This window comes from Shimia biformata (assembly GCF_016888515.1).
Taxonomy (GTDB): Bacteria; Pseudomonadota; Alphaproteobacteria; order Rhodobacterales; family Rhodobacteraceae; genus Shimia_A; species Shimia_A biformata.
Genome location: NZ_JAFEJK010000002.1, coordinates 298,584 through 324,736, shown reverse-complemented (window position 1 = coordinate 324,736; position 26,153 = coordinate 298,584). Strand labels below are relative to the sequence as shown.

Sequence of the window (26,153 nt, the reverse complement as noted above, 5' to 3'; positions counted from 1 at the left end):
AAGACTTTCTAAGGGCACTTCCCAATATGACGCGTATTTTCTGGTCTTTCATTTTTTCGATTCTCCTTTGGGTCGGGGCGGCTTCGGCACAAGAGGACACGGCTTTTGTCCAGATCGAGGCCCAACCCAGCCTGACCATCGCCACTGAACGGGCCCAGCTGTACGGCACCGATCTGCAGGACGTTAACGGCTTCTCGATGGGCGGGGGCTGGTATGCCATTGCGCTTGGACCGTTTTCGCGCGCTGATGCCGAAAACGTGCTGCAGGTCTATACCGCAGAACGGATCATCCCGCGCGATGCGTTCATCACCACGCAGGCAGATTACCAAAGCCAGTTCTGGCCAGTGGGCGCAAATGTGCTGAATGGCGTTCCGGCATCAGTCCCCGACACCACGGTCGAAACAACCGGAGTGATCGAAACCGGGCCCCGCCCGGCTGATGAAACCGTACGTGAAGCCCGCGATAGCGAGGCGGCATTGACCCGCGAAGAGCGGATGGAACTGCAGGTCTGGCTGCAATGGGCCGGGTTTTACAACTCGTCCATTGATGGCGCATTTGGCCGTGGCACCCGCGGCTCGATGGCGGCCTGGCAAGAGGCCAACAACTATGAACCGACCGGTGTTCTGACCACCGGCCAGCGGGCCGAGTTGCGGGCGCAGTATTTCGCGGTTCTCGAAGGCATGGACCTGCGCCGGGTCAGTGACCTGACAGCCGGGATCGAGATGCTGGTGCCGATGGGGGCGGTCAGCCAGGGCGCCACCGAGTTTCCCTTTGTTCACTTCGACGCAACCGGCACCGTCCCTGGAGCAAAGGTTCTGATGATCAGCCAGGCCGGGGATCGAAACACCCTGTTCGGCCTTTACGACATCATGCAGACGCTTGAGATCGTGCCTCTGAATGGTGAACGCGAGCGCGGCAAGGACAGCTTCCTTCTGACCGGCAGCGACGGCCGTATCGTCAGCCACACCGAGGTGACGCTGGACGATGGCCGGATCAAGGGGTTCACGCTGGTTTGGCCCGCAGGGGACGAGGAACGCCGCAGCCGCATCCTGTCCGAAATGAAGGCGTCATTCACCCGCATCGACGGCGTGCTTGATCCGGCGGCAGGCAGCAACGCGGCCCAAGACATCAACCTGTTGGCCGGGCTTGAAATCCGCCGCCCGAAACTGTCGCGTAGCGGTTTCTTCGCCGATGCGTCGGGCATGGTTGTCACCACGGCCGAAGCCGTGGCCAGCTGTCAGAAGATCACCGTCGAAACCGACTTTGACGCCGAAATCGCGGCGCTGGATGAAGCTAGCGGCATCGCCGTTCTGCGCCCCAAGCAGCAGCTTGCGCCGATGGGCGTCGCGGGGCTTCTACTGGGTGAGGCACGGTTGCAATCGGACGTGGCAGTCGCAGGGTATTCGTTCGAGGGCGCCCTTGGCGCACCGACCTTGACCTTCGGCACGCTTGCCGATGTCAAAGGGCTGAACGGCGAACCGGGTCTCAAGCGGCTGGCCCTGAACGCCCTGCCGGGTGACGCCGGCGGCCCGGTTCTCGATGCCGGTGGGTCCGTGCTTGGGATGTTGCTGCCGGAGAGCGCCGCGGGGCGCCAGTTGCCCGCCGATGTGCGTTTTGCGGCCGGGTCTGATGCCATCATCGCCGCGCTGGAAGCAGCAGGCGTGCAGCCCGAGGCGGCGCAGTCGGCGGGGGCCATGGCGCCCGAGGACCTGACCACGCTGGCCAGCGGAATGACCGTTCTGGTCAGCTGCTGGTAACGGCGAACCACAAAACCAAAAAATCTCAGGACGCCGCCGATTCCACATCGGCGGCGTCTTTTTCTACCCGCCGGACATGTGGGAAGTCCCCGGTCTCGATGTAAGCCAGTTCCTCGGGCGTCGAGGGACGGCCAAGGATCGGGTTGCGGTGCGGATGTCGCCCGAAACGGGCGATGATCCCCGTCACGCGCGCGTGTTGGTCGCGGAAGCCCTGCCGCATCGGGGCCAGTTGTTCGGGTATCCGGTCGCAGATACGTTCGACGATCGCGTCGAGGAAACGCATGCGTCCCAAATGATCCGGCCCTTCGCAATGGCTGATCGCGATGACAAAGAACGTTTGTTCCCATGGCTCAAGCCGATCAAAATCGCCGTTTTCGATCCCTTCAAGCGCCAGACGAGTCGCCTTGATGTCCTGCGCAAAGGCTGCCGGCGTATCCCGCCACAATGAACGCGGGAATTGATCGAGCGCGATCAACAGCGCCAGCCGTCCGCGTGCTGAGTCGGCCCAGTAATCCAGTTGCCCGGTCGCCGCAGCTTCGGTCAGGTCGGCAAACTCTGCGATGATAGTTTGATCCATTCCACCCTGCATCCGTTCGTCCCAGAATGCGCCATGGGTTTCGATCGTCTTTTCATGGCCGCTTGCGGGGAACCACAGGTCCAGCACCACCTGTGGGTCGAAATTTGACTTGGCCATGTCCCCTCCGCGACAACTCTTTCGGACAGGGTAGCACGAACGGCTAACAAATGGCCGAAAACTTCAGCCCGTCAAATCAGACGTCATGCGGATCAGGGTCGGACGGTCGGATTGAAACGCCTTCAGAACGGCGGATTGCAGAGCCGCGAGGTTCTGCGGTTCCTCGGCAAAGGCGCCATAAGCTTCGGCCAGTTTCAGGAAATCCGGGTTCTGCGCAATCACCGCATTTGGGGCGATCTGGCTTTCGACCATGCTATCCTCGATCTCTTTCAGCTTGGCATTGTCCCACAGCAGGATCGGCAGGGGCAGGCCCAGTTCGACCGCAGTGCCCAGTTCCTGCACGGTATATTGGAACCCGTAGTCCCCGGCGATGGCCACGGTCGGTTTGCCCAGTCGCGCGACCGCCCCGCCAATGGCTGCGGGCAGTGCATAACCAAGCGTGCCAAATCCCGTGGGGTGATGCCAGTGACCTGGGCGCGGCATGTCCCAGACCTCTTTTGCGACATAGGCAAACTGGGTCATGTCGGAAAAGATCATGGCGTCATCGGGCATGATCTCGGCCAGCGCATCGCAGATGTCGGCAATGCCCGGCCGTTCGCTGTCGGTTTCCGCGCGCCACCGGGCCTTGGCCGCCGCGATTTCGGCCACGTTCCACTTCGGCTGGGCGGTTTCGCCGGGCAGCTTGTCCAGAAGCGCCTGCACCACGGCCATGCCATCAGCGCGGATCGTGACCTCGGCGCGATGTTCATCGGCCAGAACCTCGGGGTCGATGTCGACGCGCACAAGCGTTCCCTGATGCCCAAGCTCGTTGCGCCACAGGTCACATTCGGACAGTTCGGTGCCGATTGCGATGACCAGATCGGCCTCGGCCATGATCCGCGCGCTTTCCGGCCGGCCCAGATAACAGCCGAAACTCAGCGGGTCCTCGGGCGACAATAGTCCTCCGCCGGCATAGGAACAGAACGCCGCCGCCCCACTGCGCCGGATCAGGTCACGGACAAAGACCTCGTTCGGGGTCACCCCCTGCCCGCCGTTCTGCGCCAGACCGCCGCCAAAGATGAACAAGGGCCTGGACGCACCGGCAAGTGTTTTTTCCAGTCCTATCAGGTCGGGCGGCCCCGCCTGTCCGTTCTGCTCTGCCCTGGAAACATCCGGCGCGGGATCGGCGTTTGCACCAAGCAACGCAATCGGCGTCTGGATGTGTTTGGGACGCTTGCGCTGGCTTTCGAACTCGGCCAGCGCCCGGTCAATCAGCGCATAGGCGGCTTCGGCCGAGCGTGCCTCGTGGCTCCAGTCGCAGACCGTGGCGGCGGCGGCTTCCTGATCCAGCATCTGGTGCAACTGACCGCGCCGGGCGGCGGTTTCGTCAAGGCAAGAGGACAGGACCAGCACCGGCACCGAATCCGAATAAGCCTGCCCCATCGGTGTCATGATATTGCACAGCCCCGGCCCTGTGATGACATAGGCCACGCCCGGTTTACCAGTCGCGCGGGCATAGCCATCGGCCATGAACCCCGCCCCCTGTTCATGCCGTGCCAGCACATGGGAAATCCCGGCCTCTTCGATGCCGCGATACATCTCGACGTTATGCACACCGGGAATGCCAAAGATCACGTCGACGCCACGCGATTTCAGCATATGCGAAATCTGCGCCCCCAGCGGGCGTTGAACCGGGGGGCGTTTCGCGGATTTGCCCATGGTCAGGACCTCCAGAATTGAACGGTGAACAGGACATAGACCGCCATGATCTCAAGCCTTCCGACCAGCATACCCGCGATCAGAAGCCACTTGGCAGTGTCGTTGAGCGGACCGAAGTTGCCTGCCGGCCCGATGATGTCGCCAAGTCCCGGTCCAATATTGGCAATCGCCGTTGCCGCACCGGACATCGAGGTTGTGAAATCCAGCCCCGTCAGCCCAAGCCCGACCGCCAGAAGCCCCATCGACACGGTGAAGAAGACAAAGAAGCTCATGACCGAGTTCAACACATCCTCGCCCACCGCGCGCCCCTGATAGCGCAGGGTAAACACACCCCGCGGATGGCGGATCGTCTGAATTTGCCGCCGGACCGCCGAGAACAGAAGCTGATAGCGGAAAATCTTGACCGAACAGGCGGTCGATCCCGCGCAGCCCCCGATCAGCCCTATGAAAAAGAACATGGTAACAATGAAACTGCCCCAGTTCATGTAATCCACGCTGGCATAGCCGGTGCCGGAAATGATCGACGTGATGTTGAACAAAGCCTCGCGGAAGGAATGCTCCCAATGACGCGGGAAGATGCTGGTCAGGATGAAGGTAAACACAAAGACCAAGACCGCAATAGTCGCCAGGAACACACGCACCTGACTGTCTTTCAAAAGCGGCGTGGCATGGCCGTTCACCATCTGAACATAACGCACGAAGGGCAGCGCTGCGAGGATCATGAAGACGGATGCGACATACTCCAACGGCCCCGAGAACGTCCCGAACGAAGCATCATAGGTCGAGAATCCGCCGGTCGATACGGTTGTCAACGCATGCACGATCGCATCAAACGGCTGCATTCCCAGAATGAAGTAAGTCGTCGCGCATGCCACTGTCAGCCCGACATAAATGACCGAGATCTGGCCCGAAATCGCCGTCGCCCTTGGCAGAATTTTCCCCATCGTATCAAAGGCTTCGGATCGGAATATCTGCATCCCGCCGACCCTGAGTTCGGGCAGGAACACCATCGCAACGACAATGATCCCGATCCCGCCAAGCCATTGCAGAAGTCCGCGCCACAAGAGGATCCCGCGTGGCAGGTCATCAAGCCCTGATATCACCGTGGATCCGGTCGTAGTCAGACCTGACATCGCCTCGAAGAAGGCATCGACAAAGCGCAGGTCGGTTTCGCCCAGCATAAACGGCAGCGCGCCGAAAATCGGCAGCGCCACCCATACGCCCGTGGTCAGAACGAAGGTCTGGCGAATGGTCAGCCCTTCCTGGTTGCCCGACTGACAGGAAAGCGAGATCAACCCGCCGGTGATGACGGTCAAAAGACCGGATTGGAAGAATGTTCCCCAATGCCCCTGCCCCTCGACCAGATCCACCAGCATCGGCAGGAACATGGTCAGGCCCAGCATCGCGACAAGAAGGCCGACGACATATCCCACGGGTCTCAGATCGAACATGGGTGCAGCGTTGGCCTGACCGATTGGCCAAGTCAAGCGGGAAGCGGCAAACAGGGCTCAACGCGTGGGGGCAGGATCAGCCGACGTGGAACAGTGATGCGAACAGGCGCGGGTCCAGGCTGTCGCTGGCGAACAGGTCACCGTCGGTCAGGACGCTGACCGCATCGTGGCTGTGCAGGCTTTCCTGGTGGCTGGCGATGATGCGGAAATCTCCGATACGGGGGTCGGCCTTCAACTGCTCGCAGAACAGACGTGCTGCGTCCTCAACAAAAATAGGGTTGGCGGCGTTCAGTTCGGCAAAGGCCTGTTCATCCTCGCGCTTGACCATGACCTGTGTTTCGGTCGGCACCGCGCGGCGGGCCATGTCAATCAGGTCTTCAAACCACAGGCAATCGCCGGGCAGGACCTCAACCGACATACGCGCCACAGACCGCTGCGAATGCGGCGTGGCCAGCTGGCCGCGGTTCTGGCGGGCATGTTCGCTGAGTTCCAGCGAACATGGGCAGGTCGAGGAATAGACATAGTCGAAATGGATGATGCGACGACGCTGGCCATTTGTTTCGACCTTTTCCAACGCGAAATCGTAGTATTGATAGCCAGACAGCCCCGATCGCAGCGAGTCGAGCTTCATCGGGAATGAGAACCGCATCTGCAGTCGCGCATCCACTGACTCAAGATCGGTAATGTAGTCGGCCAGGGCAGCATCCATCACGTCGAATGAAAACGTCTTTTCCGCATGCTTATAGAAAGACCGCATCACGCGGGACATGTTGATGCCCTTCTTGTCGGCCTCAAGGCTGACCGTGCCGGTGACCGAGGTTTCCAGCGTCAGGTCGCCATTGTCGCGGGTATGAAAGCGAATCGGCAGGCGGAAATTCGAGATTCCGACATGCTGAATCTGCTGCTTCTCACCCTTGATCAGGCTGGCGGGGCCGTTCTGCAAGTCCGGCAGAGACGCACGATAGGCCGCATCCACAGAAAAATCTTCTGGGTAGGTCCGGCTGAGATCAGGATAGTTTGACACTTCCCGCCCCGGCAAAAGGCGTGCCACGGCCGGATCAAGTGCGGCAATTTCGGCCTCGGTCGCGGTTTCCGCCCATGCGCGCAATTCGGCCAATGCCCGTTCCGCATCGTCCCGGTTCGGGGCTTTCACCCCTTTGGTCACTTGAATGTTCATGCGCGTGCCCTTTCCTGCGGCCCTTCTAACTTATGCTTTCTCACGTGAAATTGCCAATTTCGAAGTGAGATACGCTGGAAACGGCATCGCAGATCATTCGGAGGCAGTCGGAACGGAGGGCAGCACTCATTGGTTGCTGCCCCCAATTTTGTCTAAATCAAAGCGGCGTCAGACCGCCTGCGACGCCTCAAGCGCAGCGGTAATGTCGGCCAGAAGGTCGCCAGTATCCTCAAGACCAACCGAAAAACGGATGAGGCCGGGGGTGATCCCCAACTCGTCCTTCTGTTCATCGCTCAGACGTTGGTGTGTCGTGGTCGCAGGGTGGGTTGCAATCGACTTGGCGTCCCCAAGGTTATTCGAGATCACGGCAATCTGCATCGCGTTCAGAAACCGGAACGCCGCGTCCTTGCCACCCTTAATGTCCAGCGACAGGACCGTGCCGCCTTTGCCACCCAATTGCCGCGCCACAAGGTCTTTCTGCGGGTGCGAGGCCAGACCGGGATAAAGCGTGCGCTCCAGCGCGGAATGGCCTTCCAGCGCCTCGGCCAGAGCCTGTGCGGATTCTGCTTGCGCCTTCACGCGCAGTTCGATGGTTTCCAGCCCTTTCAAAAGCACCCATGCATTGAACGGGGACAGCGCACCGCCCGTGTGTTTCATGTAAGGTTCAAAGGTGCCGCGAATGAACTCTTTGGTGCCCAGCACCACACCGCCCAGCACCCGGCCCTGCCCGTCGATATGCTTGGTCGCGGAATAGACGACGACATCCGCGCCCTGTGCAATCGCGTTGGAAAACACCGGGGTCGAGAACACGTTGTCCACAATCACCGTGGCGCCGACCTCATGGGCAATCTCGGCAACCCCGGCAATGTCGATCACTTCAAGCGTCGGGTTGGACATGCTTTCAAAGAACACCGCCTTGGTGTCCGGGCGCATCGCGGCGCGCCATGCGTCCAGGTCGGTGCCGTCGACAAAAGTCACCTCGACCCCGAAGCGGGTCAGCACGTTTTCAAGGATGTAAAGACACGAACCAAACAGTGCCTTGGCCGACACCACATGGTCGCCCGCCTTCAGAAGCGAGGTCAGCGCGCCATTGACCGCAGCCATGCCCGATGCAGTGGCAAAGGCGTCCTCGGCCCCTTCCAAAAGCGCGATCCGGCGTTCGAACATGTTGACGGTAGGGTTGCCATAGCGGGCATAGATAAATTCGTCCGGGCCGGTCTCGATGAACCGGGCCTCGGCCTGCTCGGCGTTCTCATAGACAAAGCCCTGGGTCAGGAAAATCGCCTCACTGACCTCGTTATACTGGCTGCGGCGGGTACCGCCATGGACCAGCTTGGTGCGCGTGTTCCACTCACTCATGTCATTCTCCGTTCCGGGCGTCATCCGCCCAACAAAAAAGCCCCGTTTCGGCCAAGCGAAAGGGGCTCCTTCATCCTGACCTCTTTAGCGGAATTGTTTTACGTGGCCCGCAATCCGGTAACAAATCGCCACGAAATTCGTTTACGCCCGTTGGAAATCTTCGTCAACACCGTCACGCAACTGTAACCGGCGCTTCATGCCGGTTTTGCATTCTGGGCCCATGTCACCCACAAGATATGGTGGATGGGCCGCATGCCAGTCATACGGATCAATGCAGAAGACAGCACACCGGTCCTGCACGGGTCACACCAGCCTTTGTCCCCTGCCCTGACCCGCGCACTGAAAGCCAAGGGGCCGGTTGTGATCCTGATCCACGGCTACAAGTTCCGGCCCCATGACCCGGTTCACTGCCCGCATCGCCACATTTTCGCGCTGGACGATATCATGGCCTGCGAACGGGCCTTGAGCTGGCCGAAATCGCTTGGGTTTGGCAGTGGAGCCACGGACGAAGGACTGGCCATCGCATTCGGCTGGAATGCACGCGGCAGCCTGCGCGCGGCGCACCGGCGCGGGAGTGCGGCCGGGACCGCACTGGCGCGGTTGCTGCAGTTGATCGCCCGTGACGCGCCCGACCGCCCGGTTCACCTGATCTCCCATTCTCTGGGCGCCCATGTCGCGCTGTCGGCCCTGCCCCTTGTCGCGCCGGGAACGGTGCGGCGGTTGATCCTGCTGAATGGCGCGGTGCATCAAAGCCGGGCACAGGCGGCCCTTGCAACAGCAGGCGGGCACGGGGTCGAACTGTTCAACGTCACCAGCGGCGAGAACCGGTTTTTCGACCTGCTTTTCGAGACAACAATGTGGTCAACACAACGAGGTGATAGGGCATTGGGACGCGGCATCGACCTTGCCAATGCGCTGACGCTGCGCATCGACTGCCGCAATTCCCTGACCGCGCTGCAACGTCTGGGTATCGAAATCGCGCCACCTCAGCACCGCGTCTGCCACTGGTCCACTTATCTGCGGCCCGGCGTGTTTGCCCTGTATCAGGCGCTGATCCGCGACCCCGAGGCGCTGCCGCTGGCGCAACTGCGCCGCGCCCTTGTCGCGCCTGCGCCTGCAAGCGGCGCAGACCCGGCTCGACCACGGATGCGCGCGCTCTTGCCGGGCTAGCAAAAATCGGCATCCTGTGGCGGAACCTGACAGGATGACCCTATGACCCAGCCCATCGAGCTTTTCTTCTGGCCCACACCAAACGGTTGGAAAGTCTCCATCGCACTAGAGGAAATGGGGCTGCCTTACACCACCCATCTGGTGAATATCGGCGCGGGCGATCAGTTCAAGCCGGACTTCCTGAAAATTTCGCCGAACAACCGCATGCCCGCGATCATCGACCCCGACGGGCCGGATGGCGCGCCGGTTTCCGTTTTCGAAAGCGGTGCGATCCTGATGTATCTTGCCCGCAAGACAGGACAATTCTACGGCACCACCGAACGCGACCGGATCGCGGTCGAGGAATGGCTGATGTGGCAGATGGGCGGCGTCGGCCCAATGGCGGGGCAAGCGCATCACTTTCTGAAATACGCGCCCGCAATGGACCCGCCCAACGACCTGCCCTATGCCAAGGACCGCTACCGGAACGAAGTCGCGCGGCTTTACGGCGTGCTGGACCGGAGGTTGGCGGAAAGCCGATACGTGGCCGGAGATTTCTTTTCGATCGCCGATATGTCGATCTGGGGCTGGGCATCTTTGTGGGAAGGCCAGCAGCAGACGCTGGACGACAAACCCCACATGAAACGCTGGCTGGACGAATTGGCGGCGCGCCCCGGTGTTCAACGGGGACGCGCGCTTTTTGCCGAGAAACGTGGCGATTTTCGCAAGGATCAGAACGCGCAGGACACGCTGTTCAAGCCGCGTGGCTGATCAACCCTTGGCCTTGACCACCTGCAAAAGCGGCATGACATCCTTCATGTCCGGCCCGTGGCTTTGCCCGGTCAGCGCCTTGCGCAGCGGCATGAACAGCCCCCGCCCCTTACGGCCAGTCGCCTCTTTCACGGCTGCGGTCCAGTTGCCCCAGGTGTCACTGTCATAAGGGCCATCGGGCAGCATCGTCATCGCCTGTGCCACAAATTCCTTGTCCTCGTCGTCGATGACCGGGTCGGCACCATTGGCAAACAGCTCCCACCAACCGGCGATATCCTTGCGGGTGGTGATGTTCTCGCGCACCACGGCCCAGAACTTGTCCGCCAGTTCGTCGGGCACGCCTGCCGCCTTGAGGTCCGCCGCCACGTCGCTTAGCGGCGTCTCGTGCAGGATGCGCGCGGTCAGCGGATAAAGATCGTCGACATCGAACTTGGTCGGGGCAGACCCGAACTTGGTGATATCGAACCCTTCCGCCACCTCGTCGAGGTTGGCGCGGATTTCAACCGGATCGGACGAGCCGAGCCGCGCCATCAGTGAGATCAGCGCCATCGGCTCAACCCCCGCCTCGCGCAGGTCGCGCAGGGCCAGCGTGCCAAGCCGTTTCGACAGCGCCTCACCCTGCGGGCCGGTCAGAAGCGAATGGTGGGCAAAGGCGGGCACCGTGCCGCCCAGCGCCTCGATCATCTGGATCTGGGTCGCGGTATTGGTCACGTGATCCGAACCGCGCACCACATTGGTGACGCCCATCTCTGTGTCATCCACCACCGAGGCAAGCGTATAAAGCACCTGCCCATCGCCCCGGATCAGCACCGGGTCCGAGACGCTGGCCGCATCGATGGAAAGATCGCCAAGGATGCCGTCGGTCCACTCGATCCGCTCTTGATCGAGCAGGAAGCGCCAGTGGCCGTCGCCGCGCTCGGCGCGCAGCTTGTCCTTTTCCTCTGCCGACAGGTTCAGCATCGCGCGGTCATAGACCGGCGGTTTGCCCATGTTCAGCTGTTTCTTGCGCTTGAGGTCCAGCTCGGTCGGCGTTTCGAAACACTCGTAGAAACGCCCCATCCCGCGCAGTTTGTCGGCGGCCTCAGCGTAACGGTCGAGCCGCAGCGACTGACGCTCGACCCGGTCCCAGTGCAGGCCAAGCCACTCAAGATCCTGCTTGATCGCGTCGACATATTCCTCTTTCGAGCGTTCGGGATCGGTGTCGTCGATCCGCAGAATGAAGGTGCCGCCGGACTTCCTGGCGATGAGATAGTTCATCAGCGCCGTGCGCAGGTTGCCGACATGTATATAGCCCGTGGGGGATGGGGCGAAACGCGTGGTGGTCATGGGAATACTCCGTGTTGGCGGTGCTGTCTCACAACTGGCGGGTTTTGTCCAGAAACCAGAGCAGGAAAGGGGGCGCTGCCCCCTTACCCCCGAGGTATTTACGGCAAGAGGAATTTCAGGCGGGGTGCACTGGCCAGATCCTGTCGAGATCATCGAGGCCGGTGCGGATCAGTTCGCGCAACACGTCGAGGTCCACATCGGCCAGCTTGTTGATGTAGAGGCAGGATTTTCCCAGCTTGTACTTGCCGAGCCGGGCGAGGATTTCGTCATACTGCTGATACCCCGGCATGATGTAGAGAACGAGATTGGCTTTGCGTGGGCTGAATCCGGTGGCCAAGAAGTCACCCTCGTGCCCGGTTTCGTAGCGATAGTGATAGCGGCCATAGCCGATGATCGACGGGCCCCACATGACCGGATCGAAGCCCGTGACATCATCAAAGAGGTCCAGCAGGACACGGGCATCATCGCGGCGGCGCTGTGGTTCCACCGAGGCGACGAAATCGGCGGGGTCGACCGCTGTGGGCTGGGTCTTGTTGTCCGACATCTGTTTCCCCTTTCACATTCTGGTGAACGCCAAAGCCGACATGAAAATTCGCACTATCGTTGCCTCATTGGATGTCAGGAGGACCTCATGAAAGACATTACTCTATCCCGCAGACACGCGCTTTTGGGTGCCGCCAGCCTGCCGCTTCTGGGCGCTGCTGGCAAGGTTGCTGCGGCTGCCGACATGATGGGCGTGGGCGCCACCCGCTTCAACCGGGGCAAGCTGGGCGCGTTCGAAGTGACCACGCTTCTGGCTGGCACCCGCACCGTGCCGGACCCGCAGACGATCTTTGGCATGAACGTTTCCGCTGACGAATTCGCCGCCGCCTCGCAAGCGGCGCGTATCCCCGTCGACAAGGCGAAGTTCTTCTTCACGCCCACCGTGGTCAATACCGGGTCGGAACTGGTGCTGTTTGACACCGGGCTGAACCCCGACGGCATCACCGGCGCGCTGGCCGCTGCTGGCTACAGTGCCGATCAGATCGACGTCGTCGTCATCACCCATATGCATGGCGATCACATCGGCGGGCTGATGGGCGCAGGTGGCGCGACCTTCCCGAATGCACGCTATGTCACCGGCGCCGCCGAATATGACCACTGGGCAGCGGCAGGCAACGACCGCTTTGACGGCGCGGTCAAACCCCTGGCCGAGAAGATGTCGATGATCGGCGATGGCGATTCCGTGGTTTCCGGCATCACCGGCCTGGATGCAGCCGGGCACACGCCGGGGCACATGGCCTACATGATCGAAAGCGACGGGCGGCAACTGGTGGTCGCGGCGGATTTCGCCAATCACTACGTCTGGTCGCTGGCCTATCCCGACTGGGAGGTGAAGTTCGACATGGACAAGGCCGCCGCCGCCGCAACCCGCCGCAGGATGCTGGGTATGATGGCTGCCGATAATATCCCTTTCATCGGCTACCACATGCCGTTCCCGGGAATGGGTTTCGTCGAGTCACGGGGCGATGGGTTTCATTACGTGCCGATGAGCTATCAGATGATGCTCTGACCAACCACCTGTCCCCGCTTGCACCTTTAGGCGGGCGGGGGCAAAGCTGGGCGCATGACAGACCAAAGCGCCGAACACATGCTGGAAATCGCCGCAGCAACAGTGCGTGCCTTTCCAGCGCCTTTTGCTTCCCTTGCCAGCGATGTCGCCATCCATGTCGAGGACTGGCCGCCACGCGCTCTGTTGGCCGAGATGGAGATTGACGATCCGATTGAGCTGACCGGGCTATACGAGGGCATCCCGCTGACCGAAAAATCGCATTTCGATCAGCCGATGATGCCCGATACTGTGTTCCTGTTCCGCAAACCGATCCTGGCCGAACTTGAGGACCGCGCCGCCGACGGAGTCACTTTTGCGGAATTGGTCGCTCATGTCACCGTGCATGAATTTGCGCATCACTTCGGCTGGTCCGACGACGATATCGCAGCTATTGATCCGTGGTGGGAGTAACCTTTAGCGGGCGCGGTGAACGTGCGCGCTCTGGACAAGGCCGAAGGCCACCATCAGGACCAGCATCGCCGACCCACCATAGCTGACCAGCGGCAACGGTACACCCACGACCGGGGCCAAACCCATCACCATCGACATGTTGACGGCAAAAAACAGGAAGAAAGTCGCGGCGATCCCCAGTGTCAGAAGCGAGGAGAAGCGGTCTCGGTTCATCAGCGCCGACGCGATGCAGAAGACCACGATCAGAGCGTAAAGCGACAACAGCGAGAAAGCGCCAACAAATCCAAACTCTTCCGCGAGCGTGGTAAAGATGAAGTCGGTGTGTTTTTCCGGCAGGAAGTTCAACCGGCTTTGCGTGCCTTGCATGAACCCCCGGCCCGTCCAGCCGCCCGATCCCAGGGCGATCTTGGATTGGGTAATGTGATAGCCCGCCCCCAGAGGGTCGCTGGCGGGATCAAGGAAAGTGTCGATGCGGCGATACTGGTAGTCCTTCAGCAATTGCCACTCGGTCCCGCGGGACTGAAATACTGCCGTCACCAGCCCCACGCCCATGCCGATCACGGCGGCGAAATAGGCCCAGTGGACACCGGCCATGAACATCACCATTCCGCCGCCCGCCAGCAGCAGGATCGACGTACCAAGGTCGGGCTGGCGCAAGACCAGGGCAGTGGGGATCAGGATGATCAGGACCGGGATAGCCACCCAGATCGGACGAGAGGTACGCGGCAGGGGCAACCAGTCGTAATAGGCCGCCAACAGCATCACCAGCGTTATCTTCATCAGCTCGGACGGTTGCAGACGCATGAAACCGAGGTCGATCCACCGCTGGGCCCCCATGCCGACGCTGCCCATTATCTCGACCAGGATCAACAGGACCAGCGTGCCCAGATAGGCCACGACCGAGATGTTTCGCCAGAACCAGATCGGGACCATCGCCACAAACAGCATCAGCACCAGCCCCATGACAAAGCGCTTCAACTGCGGCTCGACCCAGGGTGAGAACGACCCTCCGGCCACCGAATAGAGCATCAGGAATCCGGTGCTGGCGACTGCCATGATCAAAAGGATCAGCGGCCAGTTCAGATACAGGATCTTGCGCCAGCCCGTCGGCACCGTCTTGACGGCATATTCCAGATAACTCATGCCCGCGTCCTTTTGTGGCCGTCGGGATCGGGCATCAGCTTGCGAATTCGCTCTTGCTGGGTGGCGATGCGGTCGCGGTCCTTGACGGGATAGGCATCGAGCGGCGGGTCGCCCTTGAAAAGCGCCTGAAGTGTGATGTCGCGGGCGATCGGTGCCGCCGCAGTCGAGCCGCCGCCACCATGTTCGACCACCACGGCAACGGCGATTTCGGGATTGTCGAACGGGGCAAAGTCAACAAACAGCGCATGGTCACGTCGCTCCCAAGGAAGGTCTTCGTTCCGGGTGACACCGGCGGCACGTTCAGCGGCCGTGATGTTGCGGACCTGGCTGGTGCCAGTCTTGCCCGCCATGCGATAGGCGTCCTCGATGATGCGGCTGCCATAGGCGGTGCCGCGCCGGTGGTTCGAAACCGCGAACATCGCACCGCGTACCGCCTGCAGGTGCTGGGGATTGATGGCAAGAGGAACGGGCTCTGGCAGGGTCCGGTCTTCGCCTTCAACCGATTTCACCAGCGACGGCTCGACCGCAAGCCCCGTTGCCAACCGCGCGGTCATAACCGCCAGTTGCAGGGGCGAGGCCAGGACGAACCCCTGCCCGATCGACACGTTTACCGTGTCGCCGACCACCCAGGGCGCGCCGCGCACCGACTGTTTCCAGTCGCGGGTCGGGTTCAGACCCTGCGCGACACCCGACATCGGGATTTCGAACCGGGTGCCAAGGCCGAGCCGTTCGGCCATGGCGGAAATCTTGTCAATTCCGACCTTGAGCGCCAATTCGTAGAAATAGACGTCACAGCTTTCCCGCAGCGCCGTGTTCAGGTTCATATGCCCGTGGCCTGCACGTTTCCAGCAGTGGAAGCGACGGTTCGACACTTCAAGGTGACCGGGGCACCAGACGGTGTCGCGCTCATCGAAAAGCCCCTCTTCCAGCGCGGCCAGCGCGGTCACCATCTTGAACGTCGAACCCGGCGGGTAGGTCCCCTGCACCGATTTGTTAGCCAGCGGGCGGTGGTCGTTTTCGGTCAGATCCCGGTAGTCGGCGACCGAGATGCCGGTGACAAACAGGTTCGGATCGAAGGTCGGGGACGAGTTGATCGACAGGATCTCTCCTGTCCTTGCGTTCAGCACCACGGCGGCGGCGCTTTCGTCACCGAGCCGGGCCTGCACATAGGCCTGAAGCTGGCGATCGATGGTCAATTGCATGGTCGCGCCGGGCTGCCCCTCGCGGCGGTCCAGTTCGCGCATCACGCGACCGACGGCATTCACCTCGACCTGGCGCGTGCCGGCCTTGCCGCGCAGCAACTCCTCTTCCCGCGCCTCGACGCCCACCTTGCCGATCTGGAACCGGGGAATACGCAACAGCTGGTCCGGGTTTTCAATCCGGCTGAGGTCATAGTCGCTGACCGGCCCGACATAGCCGACCACATGGGCAAAGACCCCGCCCAGCGGATAATGCCGCGACAGACCGACCTCGGGGGTGACTCCGGGCAGCGCCGGCGCGTTGACGGCGATCCGGCTCATTTCTTCCCATGTGATGCGGTCGGCAATTGTGATCGGCAGGAACGGCGGCGAGCGGCGCATTTCCGTCATCGCGCGCTCAAGCGTGACATCATCCAGCTCGATCAATGCCGCAAGACGTGCAATCACCTCATCGACATCACCGGCGTCCTCTCGGACGATGGTCACGCGGTAGGATGGCTGGTTCAGCGCGATGGCAAAACCGTTGCGGTCAAAAATCTCGCCCCGGGCCGGTGGGATCAGGCGGATGTTGACGCGGTTTTCTTCGGCCAGAAGGCGGAACTGGTCGGCCTGCTCAAGCTGCAGGTAGCGCATCCTGAGACCAAGCATCCCGGCAAACCCCAGCATCCCTCCGCCCAAAAGCAGGCTGCGCCGGGTGATACGGGCATGCGATTCAGTTCCTTCAGCTGGGCTGCGTCTCATGCCATGCGCCCCGCTGGATCAAGGTCACCCGGCACCGCCTTTCGCAATCCGAACGCCACGCGGCTGATCAACACCACGAAAGGGTAGAAAATGATCGACATGATCATTTGGATCAGGGTCAGCCCAAGGGGAACCTGCCCGACCAGGAACACGGCCAGAAAAAACCGATAGGCAATGGTAATCCCGGCGATCGCACCCGCTGCCGCCAGCCAGTCGGTCATGAAGGTCGCATCTCGCAGAAACAAGGCGCGTCGGCGCAGAAACTCACCCGCGACAACCATGATCGCGGTGAAGGCTCCGGGTGGGCGCAGGAACAGGAAATCGGCAAGCAGGAACAAGACGGCAATGGAGAGCGCCGGCACATAGTCTGGGCGGCGAATGGTCCAGGCGACGGTGAAAAGAACTAGGAAATCCGGTCCCGCCCAGCGCCGCGGCGTGGTTTCCAGAGGTAGAAGTGACAGGAAGATCACCCCGACCCCCAGCCCGAGGAACAACAGCCGCATGGCCCAGACACGCGACATCGGGCTAGCCATTGGTTGCCCCCGCTTGCGGGTCTTCCTCAGGTGCAACATCCGGCGCCGGTTCCGATATCGGACCGTCCGGCACCACGATCCGCCCGGAGGACGACACCGGTTCAACCGGGTGGGACCGCAGGACGCGCAGGAATTCCAGACGCTCAATGTCCGCCGCCAGCCGCACCCGCAACCGCCCGCCCGGGTCGGTTGCCACCTGCCCGATCAACAGCCCGTCAGGAAAAACCCCGCCATCGCCGGAACTGACGACTCGGTCGCCGGGACGCACAAGATCCGCGTTCTCAAGAAAATCCACCACCGGCGCCAACGAGTTGTCGCCGACGATCAGCGCCGTCACGCCAGAAGGCTGGATCTTGGCCGGAACCCGGCTTGAACTGTCGGTCAGAAGGATCACCCGCGACGTGCTGGCTCCGGTGCCGGAAATCCGCCCGACAAGGCCGATCCCGTCCATCGCGGCCCAGCCATCGACGACACCGTCCCGCGCGCCGATATTAAGCAGGACCGATTGCCGGAAAGGAGAGCCGCTGTCGGCCATCACCACCCCGGTTACATAGGTCAGGCGCGGGTCAAGTCGCACGTTGTTGAGGTCAAGCAACCGGGCGTTTTCCTGCTCAAGCTGGAGGGCGGCCTCTTTCCAGGCTTTCATCTGCTGCAACTCGCGGCGCAGTTCCTGGTTCTGGACGACGATGCGCTGATAGCTTTGGAAATCGCGGATCAGGTTCACCGCGCCCGTGATCGGCGCCATGGCCCAGTCCATCGAGGGAACGACCTTATCCACCACCTGCGCGCGGAACCGTTCGACGCGCGGACTGTCGATGCGCCAGACCAGGAAAATCGCCAGCAGGACAAGCAACAACACCGCCAGAAGCAGCCGCTTGAGCGGGGTCAGATAGTCCTCGGATTGTGCGCGGTCGCGGGCCATGCCGCCATCTATATCATGGTGTCAGCAGAGGGTAGAGGGGATTCCGGGCCAAGCTGTGTTTGGCAAGGCTTTGCCGCCGCCGAAAACACGCCTTGCCCCGTCAGGGCAAGGCCAACAGAGATGCGGTAGGCCCTGCGCCCCGCTCCGAAACAGACAATCAGCTGTCGTAGTCGATCGCGTGACGCAGCTGTTTTTCGTATTCCAGCGCCTTGCCGGTGCCCATGGCCACGCAGTTCAGGCTTTCGTCGGCGATCGACACCGCCAGCCCGGTCTGCTCGCGCAACGCAAGGTCAAGATCACCCAGAAGCGCGCCGCCACCGGTCAGCATGACACCCCGGTCGACGATATCCGCCGCCAGATCCGGCGGGGTGGCTTCCAGCGCGGTCATCACCGCCTCGCAAATCTGCTGCACCGGTTCGGCCAGCGCCTCGGCGACCTGCGCCTGGCTGATCTCGGTCTCTTTCGGCACACCGTTCAACAGGTCGCGCCCTCGGATTTGCATCGAAGTGCCCCGGCCATCGTCAGGCATCCGCGCGGTGCCGATAGAGGTCTTGATCCGTTCGGCTGTCGATTCCCCGACCAACAGGTTCTGTTGACGGCGCAGGTAGTTGATGATGGCTTCGTCCATGCGGTCTCCGCCGACCCGGACCGAGCGGGCATAAACGATGTCGCCAAGGGACAGAACCGCGACCTCGGTGGTGCCGCCACCGATGTCGACAACCATGTTGCCGGTCGGATCGGTAATCGGCATGCCCGCGCCTATGGCCGCCGCGATCGGCTCGGCGATCAGCCCCGCGCGGCGTGCGCCTGCCGACAGAACCGACTGGCGGATAGCGCGTTTCTCGACCGGGGTCGCGCCATGTGGCACGCAGACGATGATCTTGGGCTTGGAAAAGGTCGACCGCTTGTGCACCTTGCGGATGAAATGCTTGATCATTTCCTCGGCAGTGTCGAAATCCGCAATTACCCCATCGCGCATCGGGCGGATCGCCTCGATCGAACCTGGGGTCCGGCCCAGCATCAGCTTGGCATCCTCGCCAACGGCCAGCACTTTCTTGACACCGTCTTTCACGTGATAGGCCACCACGGACGGCTCGCTCAGAATGACGCCCTTGCCCTTGACATAAACCAGCGTGTTCGCCGTCCCAAGGTCAATGGCCATGTCCGACGAGAAGAGGCCGCCCAGATTTCCAAACATACGTGTGTCCGATCCCAATGGAAGATGTGACAAGAAGGCCCGCGACTCCCCAGAGCGCGGACCGGATTTCTTATAGAGCCGGGACCGGGTTAGCGAAAGGGGCGATTCCGCGCTGCGGCACGATTCCGCCGGGTATGATTGACAATCCCGCAAGATTGTGGCGCGGCCCCTCACATTGGCACGGCCGCCCAGAAAAGAGACGGGCCGCCCAAAGGCAGCCCGCATTTGTTGTCTTGCTACTCAAGGCGTCAGACTGACCCGTCAGCCACCCTGGTTGGTTTGCAGCGTTTCCAGAACCGAGTCGATCGAGAAGCTGCCCGGTTTCTGACGCGGCGGATATTGTGCAAACGTGCCAAGGAAGTCGGCGACAATCGCCTGTGCGGGCACCAGCAGATAGGCGCGTTCAAGCCGCCACATCGGATAGTTGATCGACTCGTGGTCGGCCTTCTCGAATGGATCCGAGTAAAGATTGAACACCTTGGGCAGACGCAGCTGGGTCAACGGATCCTGCCAGACGTCGAAGCTTTCGGCGCGCTGTTCGGCAAAGACCACTTTCCACTGGTCATAGCGCAGGTTCATCAGGTCGCCGCCATCCGAGAAATAGAAGAACTCGCGACGCGGCCCCTTGTCGGTTTCACCTTTGAAATATGGCATGAAGTCATAACCATCGAGATGGACAGGCTCATTGCCTTCGCCAAAGGGTGCCTCGGTCAGCATGCGCTCTTTCATGTCACCATCACCCAGCGCCGACATGAAGGTCGGGAACCAGTCGAGGTGGCTGATGATCTGGTTCGACACGCGGCCGGGTTCGATAACGCCGGGCCACTTGATCATCATCGGAACGCGGAAACCGCCTTCCCAGTTCGAGTTCTTCTCATTGCGGAACGGGGTGGTGCCACCATCCGGCCACGAGAACACCTCGGCGCCGTTGTCGGTTGAGTACATCACGACCGTATTGTCGGTGATCCCCAGCTCATCCAGCTTGTCCAGCATCTGGCCTACCATGCCGTCATGCTCGACCATGCCGTCCGGGTAGACACCCAGTCCGGTCACGCCCTGGGATTCCGGCTTGAGGTGGGTGAAGATGTGCATCCGCGTGGTGTTGTACCAAAGGAAGAACGGCTTATCCTGCGAAACCGCACGCTCCATGAAGTCCAGCGCGCCTGCGGTGACTTCCTCGTCAATGGTTTCCATCCGCTTCTTGGTCAGCGGGCCGGTATCCTCGACAGACCCGTCGGCATTTGACTTGATCACACCGCGCGGGCCGAAATTCTCGCGGAATTCCGGGTTCTTGGGATAGTCAACGTTCTCGGGCTCTTCCTCGGCGTTGAGGTGATAGAGGTTGCCGAAGAACTCGTCAAAACCGTGGTTCGTGGGCAGATGCTCATCCAGGTCGCCCAGGTGGTTTTTGCCGTATTGCCCGGTCATGTAGCCCTTGGACTTCATGTATTCGGCAATTGTGGGATCTTTCTCTGAAATGCCTTCCTTGGCTCCAGGCAGACCCACTTTCAGCAAGCCGGTGCGGAACCCCGATTGACCGGTCACAAACGACGCGCGGCCGGCGGTACAGGACTGTTCGCCATAACCGTGTGTGAACAGCATGCCTTCCCTGGCGATCCGGTCGATGTTCGGGGTTTCATAACCCATCATGCCCTGATTGTAGGCGCTGACGTTCCAATACCCGATATCGTCACCCCAGATGATCAGGAAATTCGGCTGATCCTGGGCGATGGCGCTTGTTGCGCCGATGGACGTGGACATCAAAGCGGCCGCAGCGACCGCCCTAAATAATAGTTTCGGCATAATCTGCCTCCCTGAAACAACGTATAAGTATGCGTGTATAATGAGGCGGTGCGACGAAAAGGCAAGCACGACGAAATCGTTGCGGCAGAATAGGAAACGGGCTGCTCAACCTGCGGCCCGTTTTGCTGTTTTTTGACTAATCTCAAGCCAGATCGCGATAGGAAATCTCTTTCGCGTCGGCACCCTGCCCCACCTTGGTGCGGCGCACGATCAGGCGGTTCAGCGCGTTGATGTAGGCCTTGGCCGAAGCCACGACCGTATCGGTATTGGCGGATTCGCCCGTGGCGATCACTCCGTCCTCTTCCAGACGCACCGAAACGGTGGCCTGGGCATCGGTGCCCTCGGTCACTGCATGCACCTGATAAAGCTGCAAATGCGCATCGTTGGGATAGATCGCCCGGATCGCCTTGAAGGTCGCGTCGACCGGTCCGTCGCCCGTTTCGGTCGCGGTGACATCCTTGCCGTCAATCTCCATCTCAACCGTGGACTCCGCCGGACCGCCGGTGCCGCAGATCACCTTCATCGAGACCAGATGCAATGCGTCATCCTCGGCGTTCGCCCCTACACGCATCAGGGCGATAATGTCGTCGTCAAACACTTCTTTCTTGCGGTCAGCCAGTTCCTTGAAGCGGACAAACAGGTCCTTGAGCTGATTGTCTCCGATCTCGAAGCCAAGCGTTTCCAGCTTGTCACGCAATGCCGCGCGGCCGGAATGTTTGCCCAAGGGCAACGAGGTGCCCGACAGACCTACATCCTCGGGGCGCATGATCTCGAAGTTCTCGCGGTTCTTCAGCATGCCGTCCTGGTGGATGCCGCTTTCATGGGCAAAGGCGTTCTTGCCGACGATGGCCTTGTTGAACTGCACCGGGAAGCCCGACACGGTCGCGACCCGGCGCGAGATTGCCATGATCTTGGTGGTGTCGATGCCGGTTTTCCAAGGCATGATGTCGTGACGGGTCTTCATCGCCATCACCACCTCTTCCAGCGCGGTATTGCCCGCGCGTTCGCCAAGGCCGTTGATCGTGCATTCGATCTGGCGCGCACCGCCCGCAACCGCAGCCAGCGAGTTCGCCGTCGCCATGCCAAGGTCGTTGTGGCAATGGGTGGCAAAGATCACCTCGTCCGCGCCCGGCACGGTTTCGATCAGGCGCTTGATCAGGTCGGCGCTTTCCGCCGGGGCTGTATAGCCGACGGTATCGGGAATATTGATCGTGGTGGCGCCCGCCTTGATCGCGATCTCGACAACGCGGCAGAGGTAATCCCACTCGGTCCGGGTCGCATCCATCGGCGACCATTGCACGTTTTCGCACAGGTTGCGGGCGTGACTGACGGTTTCGTGGATCTTGTCCGCCATCTCGTCCATTGTGAGGTTCGGAATGGCGCGGTGCAGCGGCGAGGTGCCGATAAACGTGTGGATACGCGGCTTGCCGGCGTGTTTCACCGCCTCCCAGCATCGGTCGATATCGGCGAAATTGGCGCGTGCCAGCCCGCAGATACGGGAATTGACCGAGCGTTTGGCAATCTCGCTCACGGCGGCGAAGTCGCCTTCCGAGGCGATCGGGAAGCCGGCCTCGATAATGTCGACCCCCATCTCGTCGAGCATTTCGGCGATTTCCAGCTTCTCGGCGTGGGTCATCGTCGCGCCGGGGCTTTGTTCGCCATCGCGCAGGGTCGTGTCAAAAATCAAGACGCGGTCTTGTTGGGGTTTATCAGTCATGTCGGATCTCTTTTTCTAATCTCCAGGTTCCGTGGCGCGAAGCGGCATCCCTCTGAGCGGTCGCGCCGGGAACGGCACGCTCAGAGGCGGATTAGGAGAAGCAGACCAGCCGGAATCGTCGCGCGAAGGCGCGGTGCGGTGAAAAGGATATCGGCGGTCGTGGTCATGGGATCGGACTATAGGGGCCGGGAATTCAAATGAAAAGTCGAAAACACCGGATCGGCTTGATCCCGCTTTCCGGGCTGCTACGTCGCAAGCCATGGAACGGGCATTGGTCATAGGGGCGACAGGCGGCATTGGGTCTGCCATTACAGCCGCCCTGCAAAAACGCGGCCTGCGCGTCACCGGCCTGTCCCGCCGCGACGGGCTGGATTTTAATGACGCCAACTCAATCAACAGCGTGTTGACTGGCCTCGAACCCGATTTTGATCTGATTCTCGTGACCACCGGTATCCTGACCGCCGGGCGGGATCGACCGGAAAAGTCATTGCGCGAGATCAGTGCCGAGGAACTGGCGGCACAGTTCATGGTGAACACGATTGGTCCGGCCCTGATCCTCAAACACGCGCCCCGCCTGTTGCCCCGCAACCGGCGCAGCGTCTTTGCGGCACTGTCCGCGCGGGTCGGGTCGATCGGCGACAATCGCGCCGGCGGCTGGTATTCCTACCGCGCCTCCAAGGCGGCGCTGAACCAGATAATCCACACTGGTGCCATCGAACTGTCGCGAACCCATCGCCAGTCGGTCTGTGTCGCCCTGCATCCCGGCACGGTCGCCACCCGTTTCACCGCCGCCTATCCCGGTCACGACAAGCTGAGTGCGCAGGACAGCGCACATCACCTTCTTGCCGTGCTGGATCAGCTTACACCCGCGCAGACAGGCCGGTTCTTTGATTGGAAAGGAGAAGCCGTGCCATGGTGATGTCAACTCGCGCGCCAGAAGTCCCGTGTCGCAGCAGCCAGTTCATGCGCGTGGCTGATCGGGCCCATATGCCCTGCCCCGGCAATGGTCAGACGCTGCGCGCCGGGTATCCGGGCGGCAAGGCGGTCCTGGACCTCGTGCGCAAGGCCCGGTGACAAGGCGCCATCCACCACCAGCACCGGTTTGTCGATCGTTGAGATGCCGCCATCGCCCAGAATACCCTTGGCATCTTCCAAAAGGTCCGGCTGGCAGGCCATCACATGGGCAATGCCGTGGGTGCAGGCGCGGCGCAATTGCTCGGGCAGATCGGCCCATTTCCGGCCATCGCCCCAGACCCGCATGAAGGCCCGCGCGGCCTGTTCATGCTCGCCCCTGTCGACATGCGCGATGACGGTCTCGATACCGCTGCGTTCAGCCTCCATGCGATCACTGCCTGCAACGATGGCCGAAATGATCGGTTCGTAAAGAACCAGGCTGCGCACATGGTTGGGATGCGCAAGGGCAAGCCGCAATGCGATGTACCCGCCCCAGCTGTGTCCAATCAGGTCGACCGGCGCGTCCATCGACAAAAGCACCGCTTCAGCACTGTCAAAAGACGCTTCGGAAAACGCCTCGGGCGGGCAATCGGCGCTTTGCCCATGAGCGGGGAAATCCATCGCCCGCAAGGTCGCCACATCTGCCAGCGCTTCGCCCATGCCGCGCCATGCCCCGGCATGGGCCAAAGAGCAATGCAGCGCCAATGCCTGCCGCGCGCCTTGTCCGAAGTCGCGGGTGAAAACAGTCCCGGTCATGTCCTTCATTCAGATCTTGCCCGCAAGAAACAGGTCGAGATCATCCAGACGGTCCTGCCCCCAGAACCGTTCGGTCTCATCGACAACATAGAAGGGCGCACCAAACGCCCCCGCCTCGACCGCCTCTTCCAGGTTGCGGGAATAGGTCTCGGCCCCGGTCAACAAACCGCTGTCGGCCAGTTTGGGATCAAACCCGGCAGCCGTCAGGCAGTCACGGATCACCTCATCCTGCGCGATATCTTTTTCCTCGGCCCAGCACGCGCGGGTGAACCCGTGCGCCAGCGCACCGAGGTCTCCGCCACCTGAATTCTGCGCGGCGATGAACGCATAAGACGACGGTGCGGGATTGGTGGGCCAAAACGCTGGCTTCAGGTTGATCTGCATACCGTTCTTCGCGGCCTGACGACGCAGTTCCTGAAGGCGATATTCTTGCCGGTTCGGATGGCGGTCCTTCGGCGGCGTTCCCCCGGTGCGGGCAAAAAGCGCGATCACGTCGAGCGGTTTGTACTTGATCGTTGCGCCGTGCTTTTTGGCAATCTCTTCAAGTCGGGTGCCGGCAAGATAGGTGAACGGCGAAACCGTCGCGAAATAGTAGTCGATTTGTGCCATTTGATCGCCTCCTGTCGGCATGTGCTTTGCCAATGGGTAACCCCGTGTTAAGCGGAGCGCAACGTCACGAATCTGTCATTTGCGATCATCTGGGGACCCCTCGCCATGCCTACCGTCCAGGAACCGAAGCTTATCACCGGCAACGCCAACCGCCCGCTGGCGCACACCATCGCCAAGCGAATCTCGATGCACCGCGGTGTCTCGACCAGCCTTGTCGACGCGCGAGTCGAGCGGTTCAACGACCAGGAAATCTTTGTCGAAGTCTATGAAAACGTCCGCGGCGAGGACATGTTCATCATCCAGTCGACGTCGAACCCGGCCAACGACAACCTGATGGAACTGTTGATCATTGCAGATGCGCTACGCCGGTCGTCGGCGCGTCGTATCACCGCCGTGATCCCCTATTTCGGCTATGCCCGTCAGGACCGCCGCACCAAGGCCCGTACGCCGATCTCGGCCAAGCTGGTGGCCAACATGATCGCCGAAGCCGGGATCGAGCGGGTCCTGACCATGGACCTGCACGCGGCCCAGATCCAAGGGTTCTTCGACATTCCGGTGGACAACCTCTATGCCTCACCGATCTTCGCGCTGGACATCATGCACCAGTTCCCCGGCGACGACCTGAAAGACGTCATGATCATCTCGCCCGATGTCGGCGGCGTCGCCCGCGCGCGCGAACTGGCCAAGCGGATCAATGCGCCTCTGGCCATCGTCGACAAGCGCCGCGAGAAACCGGGTGAAATCGCGGAAATGACCGTGATCGGGAATGTCGAGGGCAAGAAGTGCATCATCGTCGACGATATCTGCGATACGGCCGGAACCCTGTGCAAGGCCGCCGAAGTGCTGATGGAACATGGCGCGACCGAAGTGCATTCCTATATCACTCACGGCGTCCTGTCCGGCCCGGCGGTCGAGCGGATCACCAAGTCGGTGATGAAGTCGCTGGTCATCACCGACTCGATCGCGCCGACCCAAGCTGTCAGCGAGTGCCCGAACATCCGCATCGTGCCCACCGCCCCGATGTTTGCCCAGGCGATCCTGAACATCTGGAACGGCCATTCGGTGTCGTCCCTGTTCGAAACCGACACGCTCGAACCGATCTACGAAGGTCAGTTCTAAGCCGAAAATCAGGTGCGGCGGCGATGCGAATTGCAGTTGCCGCGCCACAATGCAAGACTTGCCCCGGACAGGTCA

General features: G+C 61.3%; 23 protein-coding genes and 1 riboswitch. Of the genes, 7 read left to right on the top strand and 16 right to left on the bottom strand.

Translation table 11 applies throughout. The annotated features are described in order from the left end of the window. Positions 1 to 26 precede the first annotated feature (26 nt). Complete coding sequence (locus JQ863_RS16790) at positions 27 to 1,757, top strand: serine protease (RefSeq protein WP_204115485.1); 1,731 nt, start codon at positions 27 to 29, stop codon at positions 1,755 to 1,757. Positions 1,758 to 1,782: 25 nt separating this feature from the next. Here JQ863_RS16790 and JQ863_RS16785 read toward each other — a convergent pair whose 3' ends face one another. The 5 genes from JQ863_RS16785 to metZ form a co-directional block, all read right to left on the bottom strand. Then, complete coding sequence (locus JQ863_RS16785; RefSeq protein WP_204115484.1) at positions 1,783 to 2,451, bottom strand: DUF924 family protein; 669 nt, start codon at positions 2,449 to 2,451, stop codon at positions 1,783 to 1,785. 63 nt (positions 2,452 to 2,514) lie between these two features. Further along, positions 2,515 to 4,149 (bottom strand): 5-guanidino-2-oxopentanoate decarboxylase, encoded by a 1,635-nt coding sequence (locus tag JQ863_RS16780; protein WP_204115483.1) that lies wholly within the window; start codon positions 4,147 to 4,149, stop codon positions 2,515 to 2,517. A 2-nt stretch (positions 4,150 to 4,151) separates the two neighbouring features. Beyond that, positions 4,152 to 5,600, bottom strand: a complete 1,449-nt coding sequence (locus JQ863_RS16775; protein WP_204115482.1) for a TrkH family potassium uptake protein — start codon at positions 5,598 to 5,600, stop codon at positions 4,152 to 4,154. A 76-nt stretch (positions 5,601 to 5,676) separates the two neighbouring features. Continuing rightward, on the bottom strand, positions 5,677 to 6,777 hold the full coding sequence (gene folE2, locus JQ863_RS16770; RefSeq protein ID WP_204115481.1) for a GTP cyclohydrolase FolE2: 1,101 nt from the start codon (positions 6,775 to 6,777) through the stop codon (positions 5,677 to 5,679). 168 nt (positions 6,778 to 6,945) lie between these two features. Beyond that, positions 6,946 to 8,136, bottom strand: a complete 1,191-nt coding sequence (gene metZ, locus JQ863_RS16765; RefSeq protein WP_204115480.1) for an O-succinylhomoserine sulfhydrylase — start codon at positions 8,134 to 8,136, stop codon at positions 6,946 to 6,948. Positions 8,137 to 8,199: 63 nt separating this feature from the next. Then, positions 8,200 to 8,278: riboswitch (SAM riboswitch) on the bottom strand. 110 nt (positions 8,279 to 8,388) lie between these two features. On the opposite strand from metZ, the gene JQ863_RS16760 reads away from it, so the two are divergent. Further along, complete coding sequence (locus tag JQ863_RS16760; RefSeq protein ID WP_204115479.1) at positions 8,389 to 9,306, top strand: alpha/beta hydrolase; 918 nt, start codon at positions 8,389 to 8,391, stop codon at positions 9,304 to 9,306. Between the two features lie 42 nt (positions 9,307 to 9,348). Next, entirely contained in the window at positions 9,349 to 10,056 is a 708-nt protein-coding gene (locus JQ863_RS16755) for a glutathione S-transferase N-terminal domain-containing protein (RefSeq protein ID WP_204115478.1), read from the top strand. Here JQ863_RS16755 and gltX read toward each other — a convergent pair whose 3' ends face one another. Then, positions 10,057 to 11,382: a glutamate--tRNA ligase gene (gene gltX, locus JQ863_RS16750; RefSeq protein ID WP_204115477.1), complete on the bottom strand. Its 1,326-nt coding sequence runs from the start codon at positions 11,380 to 11,382 to the stop codon at positions 10,057 to 10,059. It abuts the gene before it with no gap. 115 nt (positions 11,383 to 11,497) lie between these two features. Further along, on the bottom strand, positions 11,498 to 11,926 hold the full coding sequence (locus JQ863_RS16745; RefSeq protein ID WP_204115476.1) for a DUF1801 domain-containing protein: 429 nt from the start codon (positions 11,924 to 11,926) through the stop codon (positions 11,498 to 11,500). A gap of 87 nt (positions 11,927 to 12,013) precedes the next feature. Here JQ863_RS16745 and JQ863_RS16740 point away from each other — a divergent pair, with 87 nt between their 5' ends. Further along, complete coding sequence (locus JQ863_RS16740; protein ID WP_204115475.1) at positions 12,014 to 12,934, top strand: MBL fold metallo-hydrolase; 921 nt, start codon at positions 12,014 to 12,016, stop codon at positions 12,932 to 12,934. A gap of 54 nt (positions 12,935 to 12,988) precedes the next feature. Then, positions 12,989 to 13,384, top strand: coding sequence for a metallopeptidase family protein (locus JQ863_RS16735; protein WP_204115474.1), 396 nt, complete (start codon positions 12,989 to 12,991; stop codon positions 13,382 to 13,384). Positions 13,385 to 13,387: 3 nt separating this feature from the next. Here JQ863_RS16735 and rodA read toward each other — a convergent pair whose 3' ends face one another. From rodA to JQ863_RS16700, 7 genes are all read right to left on the bottom strand, one after another. Continuing rightward, a complete protein-coding gene (gene rodA / locus JQ863_RS16730) occupies positions 13,388 to 14,527 on the bottom strand; it encodes a rod shape-determining protein RodA (RefSeq protein WP_204115473.1) in 1,140 nt (379 codons plus the stop codon). Next, positions 14,524 to 16,467 carry a penicillin-binding protein 2 gene (mrdA, locus tag JQ863_RS16725; protein ID WP_204115472.1) on the bottom strand — a complete coding sequence of 648 codons (1,944 nt, stop codon included), beginning with the start codon at positions 16,465 to 16,467 and terminating at the stop codon, positions 14,524 to 14,526. The genes rodA and mrdA overlap by 4 nt, the downstream gene beginning before the upstream one ends. Beyond that, the gene (locus JQ863_RS16720) at positions 16,464 to 17,000 is read right to left on the bottom strand and encodes a rod shape-determining protein MreD (protein WP_204115471.1); all 537 of its coding nucleotides are present in this window, start codon (positions 16,998 to 17,000) and stop codon (positions 16,464 to 16,466) included. Before JQ863_RS16720 ends, mrdA begins: the two co-directional genes overlap by 4 nt. Continuing rightward, positions 16,993 to 17,922, bottom strand: coding sequence for a rod shape-determining protein MreC (gene mreC / locus JQ863_RS16715; RefSeq protein WP_204115470.1), 930 nt, complete (start codon positions 17,920 to 17,922; stop codon positions 16,993 to 16,995). The genes JQ863_RS16720 and mreC overlap by 8 nt, the downstream gene beginning before the upstream one ends. 157 nt (positions 17,923 to 18,079) lie before the next feature. Beyond that, entirely contained in the window at positions 18,080 to 19,120 is a 1,041-nt protein-coding gene (locus tag JQ863_RS16710) for a rod shape-determining protein (protein WP_204115469.1), read from the bottom strand. A gap of 261 nt (positions 19,121 to 19,381) precedes the next feature. Continuing rightward, positions 19,382 to 20,881, bottom strand: coding sequence for an arylsulfatase (locus JQ863_RS16705; protein ID WP_204115468.1), 1,500 nt, complete (start codon positions 20,879 to 20,881; stop codon positions 19,382 to 19,384). Positions 20,882 to 21,065: 184 nt separating this feature from the next. Beyond that, entirely contained in the window at positions 21,066 to 22,640 is a 1,575-nt protein-coding gene (locus JQ863_RS16700) for a 2-isopropylmalate synthase (protein ID WP_204115467.1), read from the bottom strand. Between the two features lie 259 nt (positions 22,641 to 22,899). Between JQ863_RS16700 and JQ863_RS16695 the strand changes: the two genes are divergently transcribed. Next, a complete protein-coding gene (locus JQ863_RS16695; RefSeq protein ID WP_204115466.1) occupies positions 22,900 to 23,559 on the top strand; it encodes an SDR family oxidoreductase in 660 nt (219 codons plus the stop codon). Between the two features lie 2 nt (positions 23,560 to 23,561). Here JQ863_RS16695 and JQ863_RS16690 read toward each other — a convergent pair whose 3' ends face one another. Both JQ863_RS16690 and JQ863_RS16685 read right to left on the bottom strand, forming a co-directional pair. Next, on the bottom strand, positions 23,562 to 24,350 hold the full coding sequence (locus tag JQ863_RS16690; protein ID WP_204115465.1) for an alpha/beta fold hydrolase: 789 nt from the start codon (positions 24,348 to 24,350) through the stop codon (positions 23,562 to 23,564). Between the two features lie 9 nt (positions 24,351 to 24,359). Next, a complete protein-coding gene (locus tag JQ863_RS16685) occupies positions 24,360 to 24,959 on the bottom strand; it encodes a 2-hydroxychromene-2-carboxylate isomerase (RefSeq protein WP_204115464.1) in 600 nt (199 codons plus the stop codon). A 105-nt stretch (positions 24,960 to 25,064) separates the two neighbouring features. Here JQ863_RS16685 and JQ863_RS16680 point away from each other — a divergent pair, with 105 nt between their 5' ends. After that, on the top strand, positions 25,065 to 26,078 hold the full coding sequence (locus JQ863_RS16680; protein ID WP_204115463.1) for a ribose-phosphate pyrophosphokinase: 1,014 nt from the start codon (positions 25,065 to 25,067) through the stop codon (positions 26,076 to 26,078). The last annotated feature ends 75 nt before the right edge of the window (positions 26,079 to 26,153 follow it).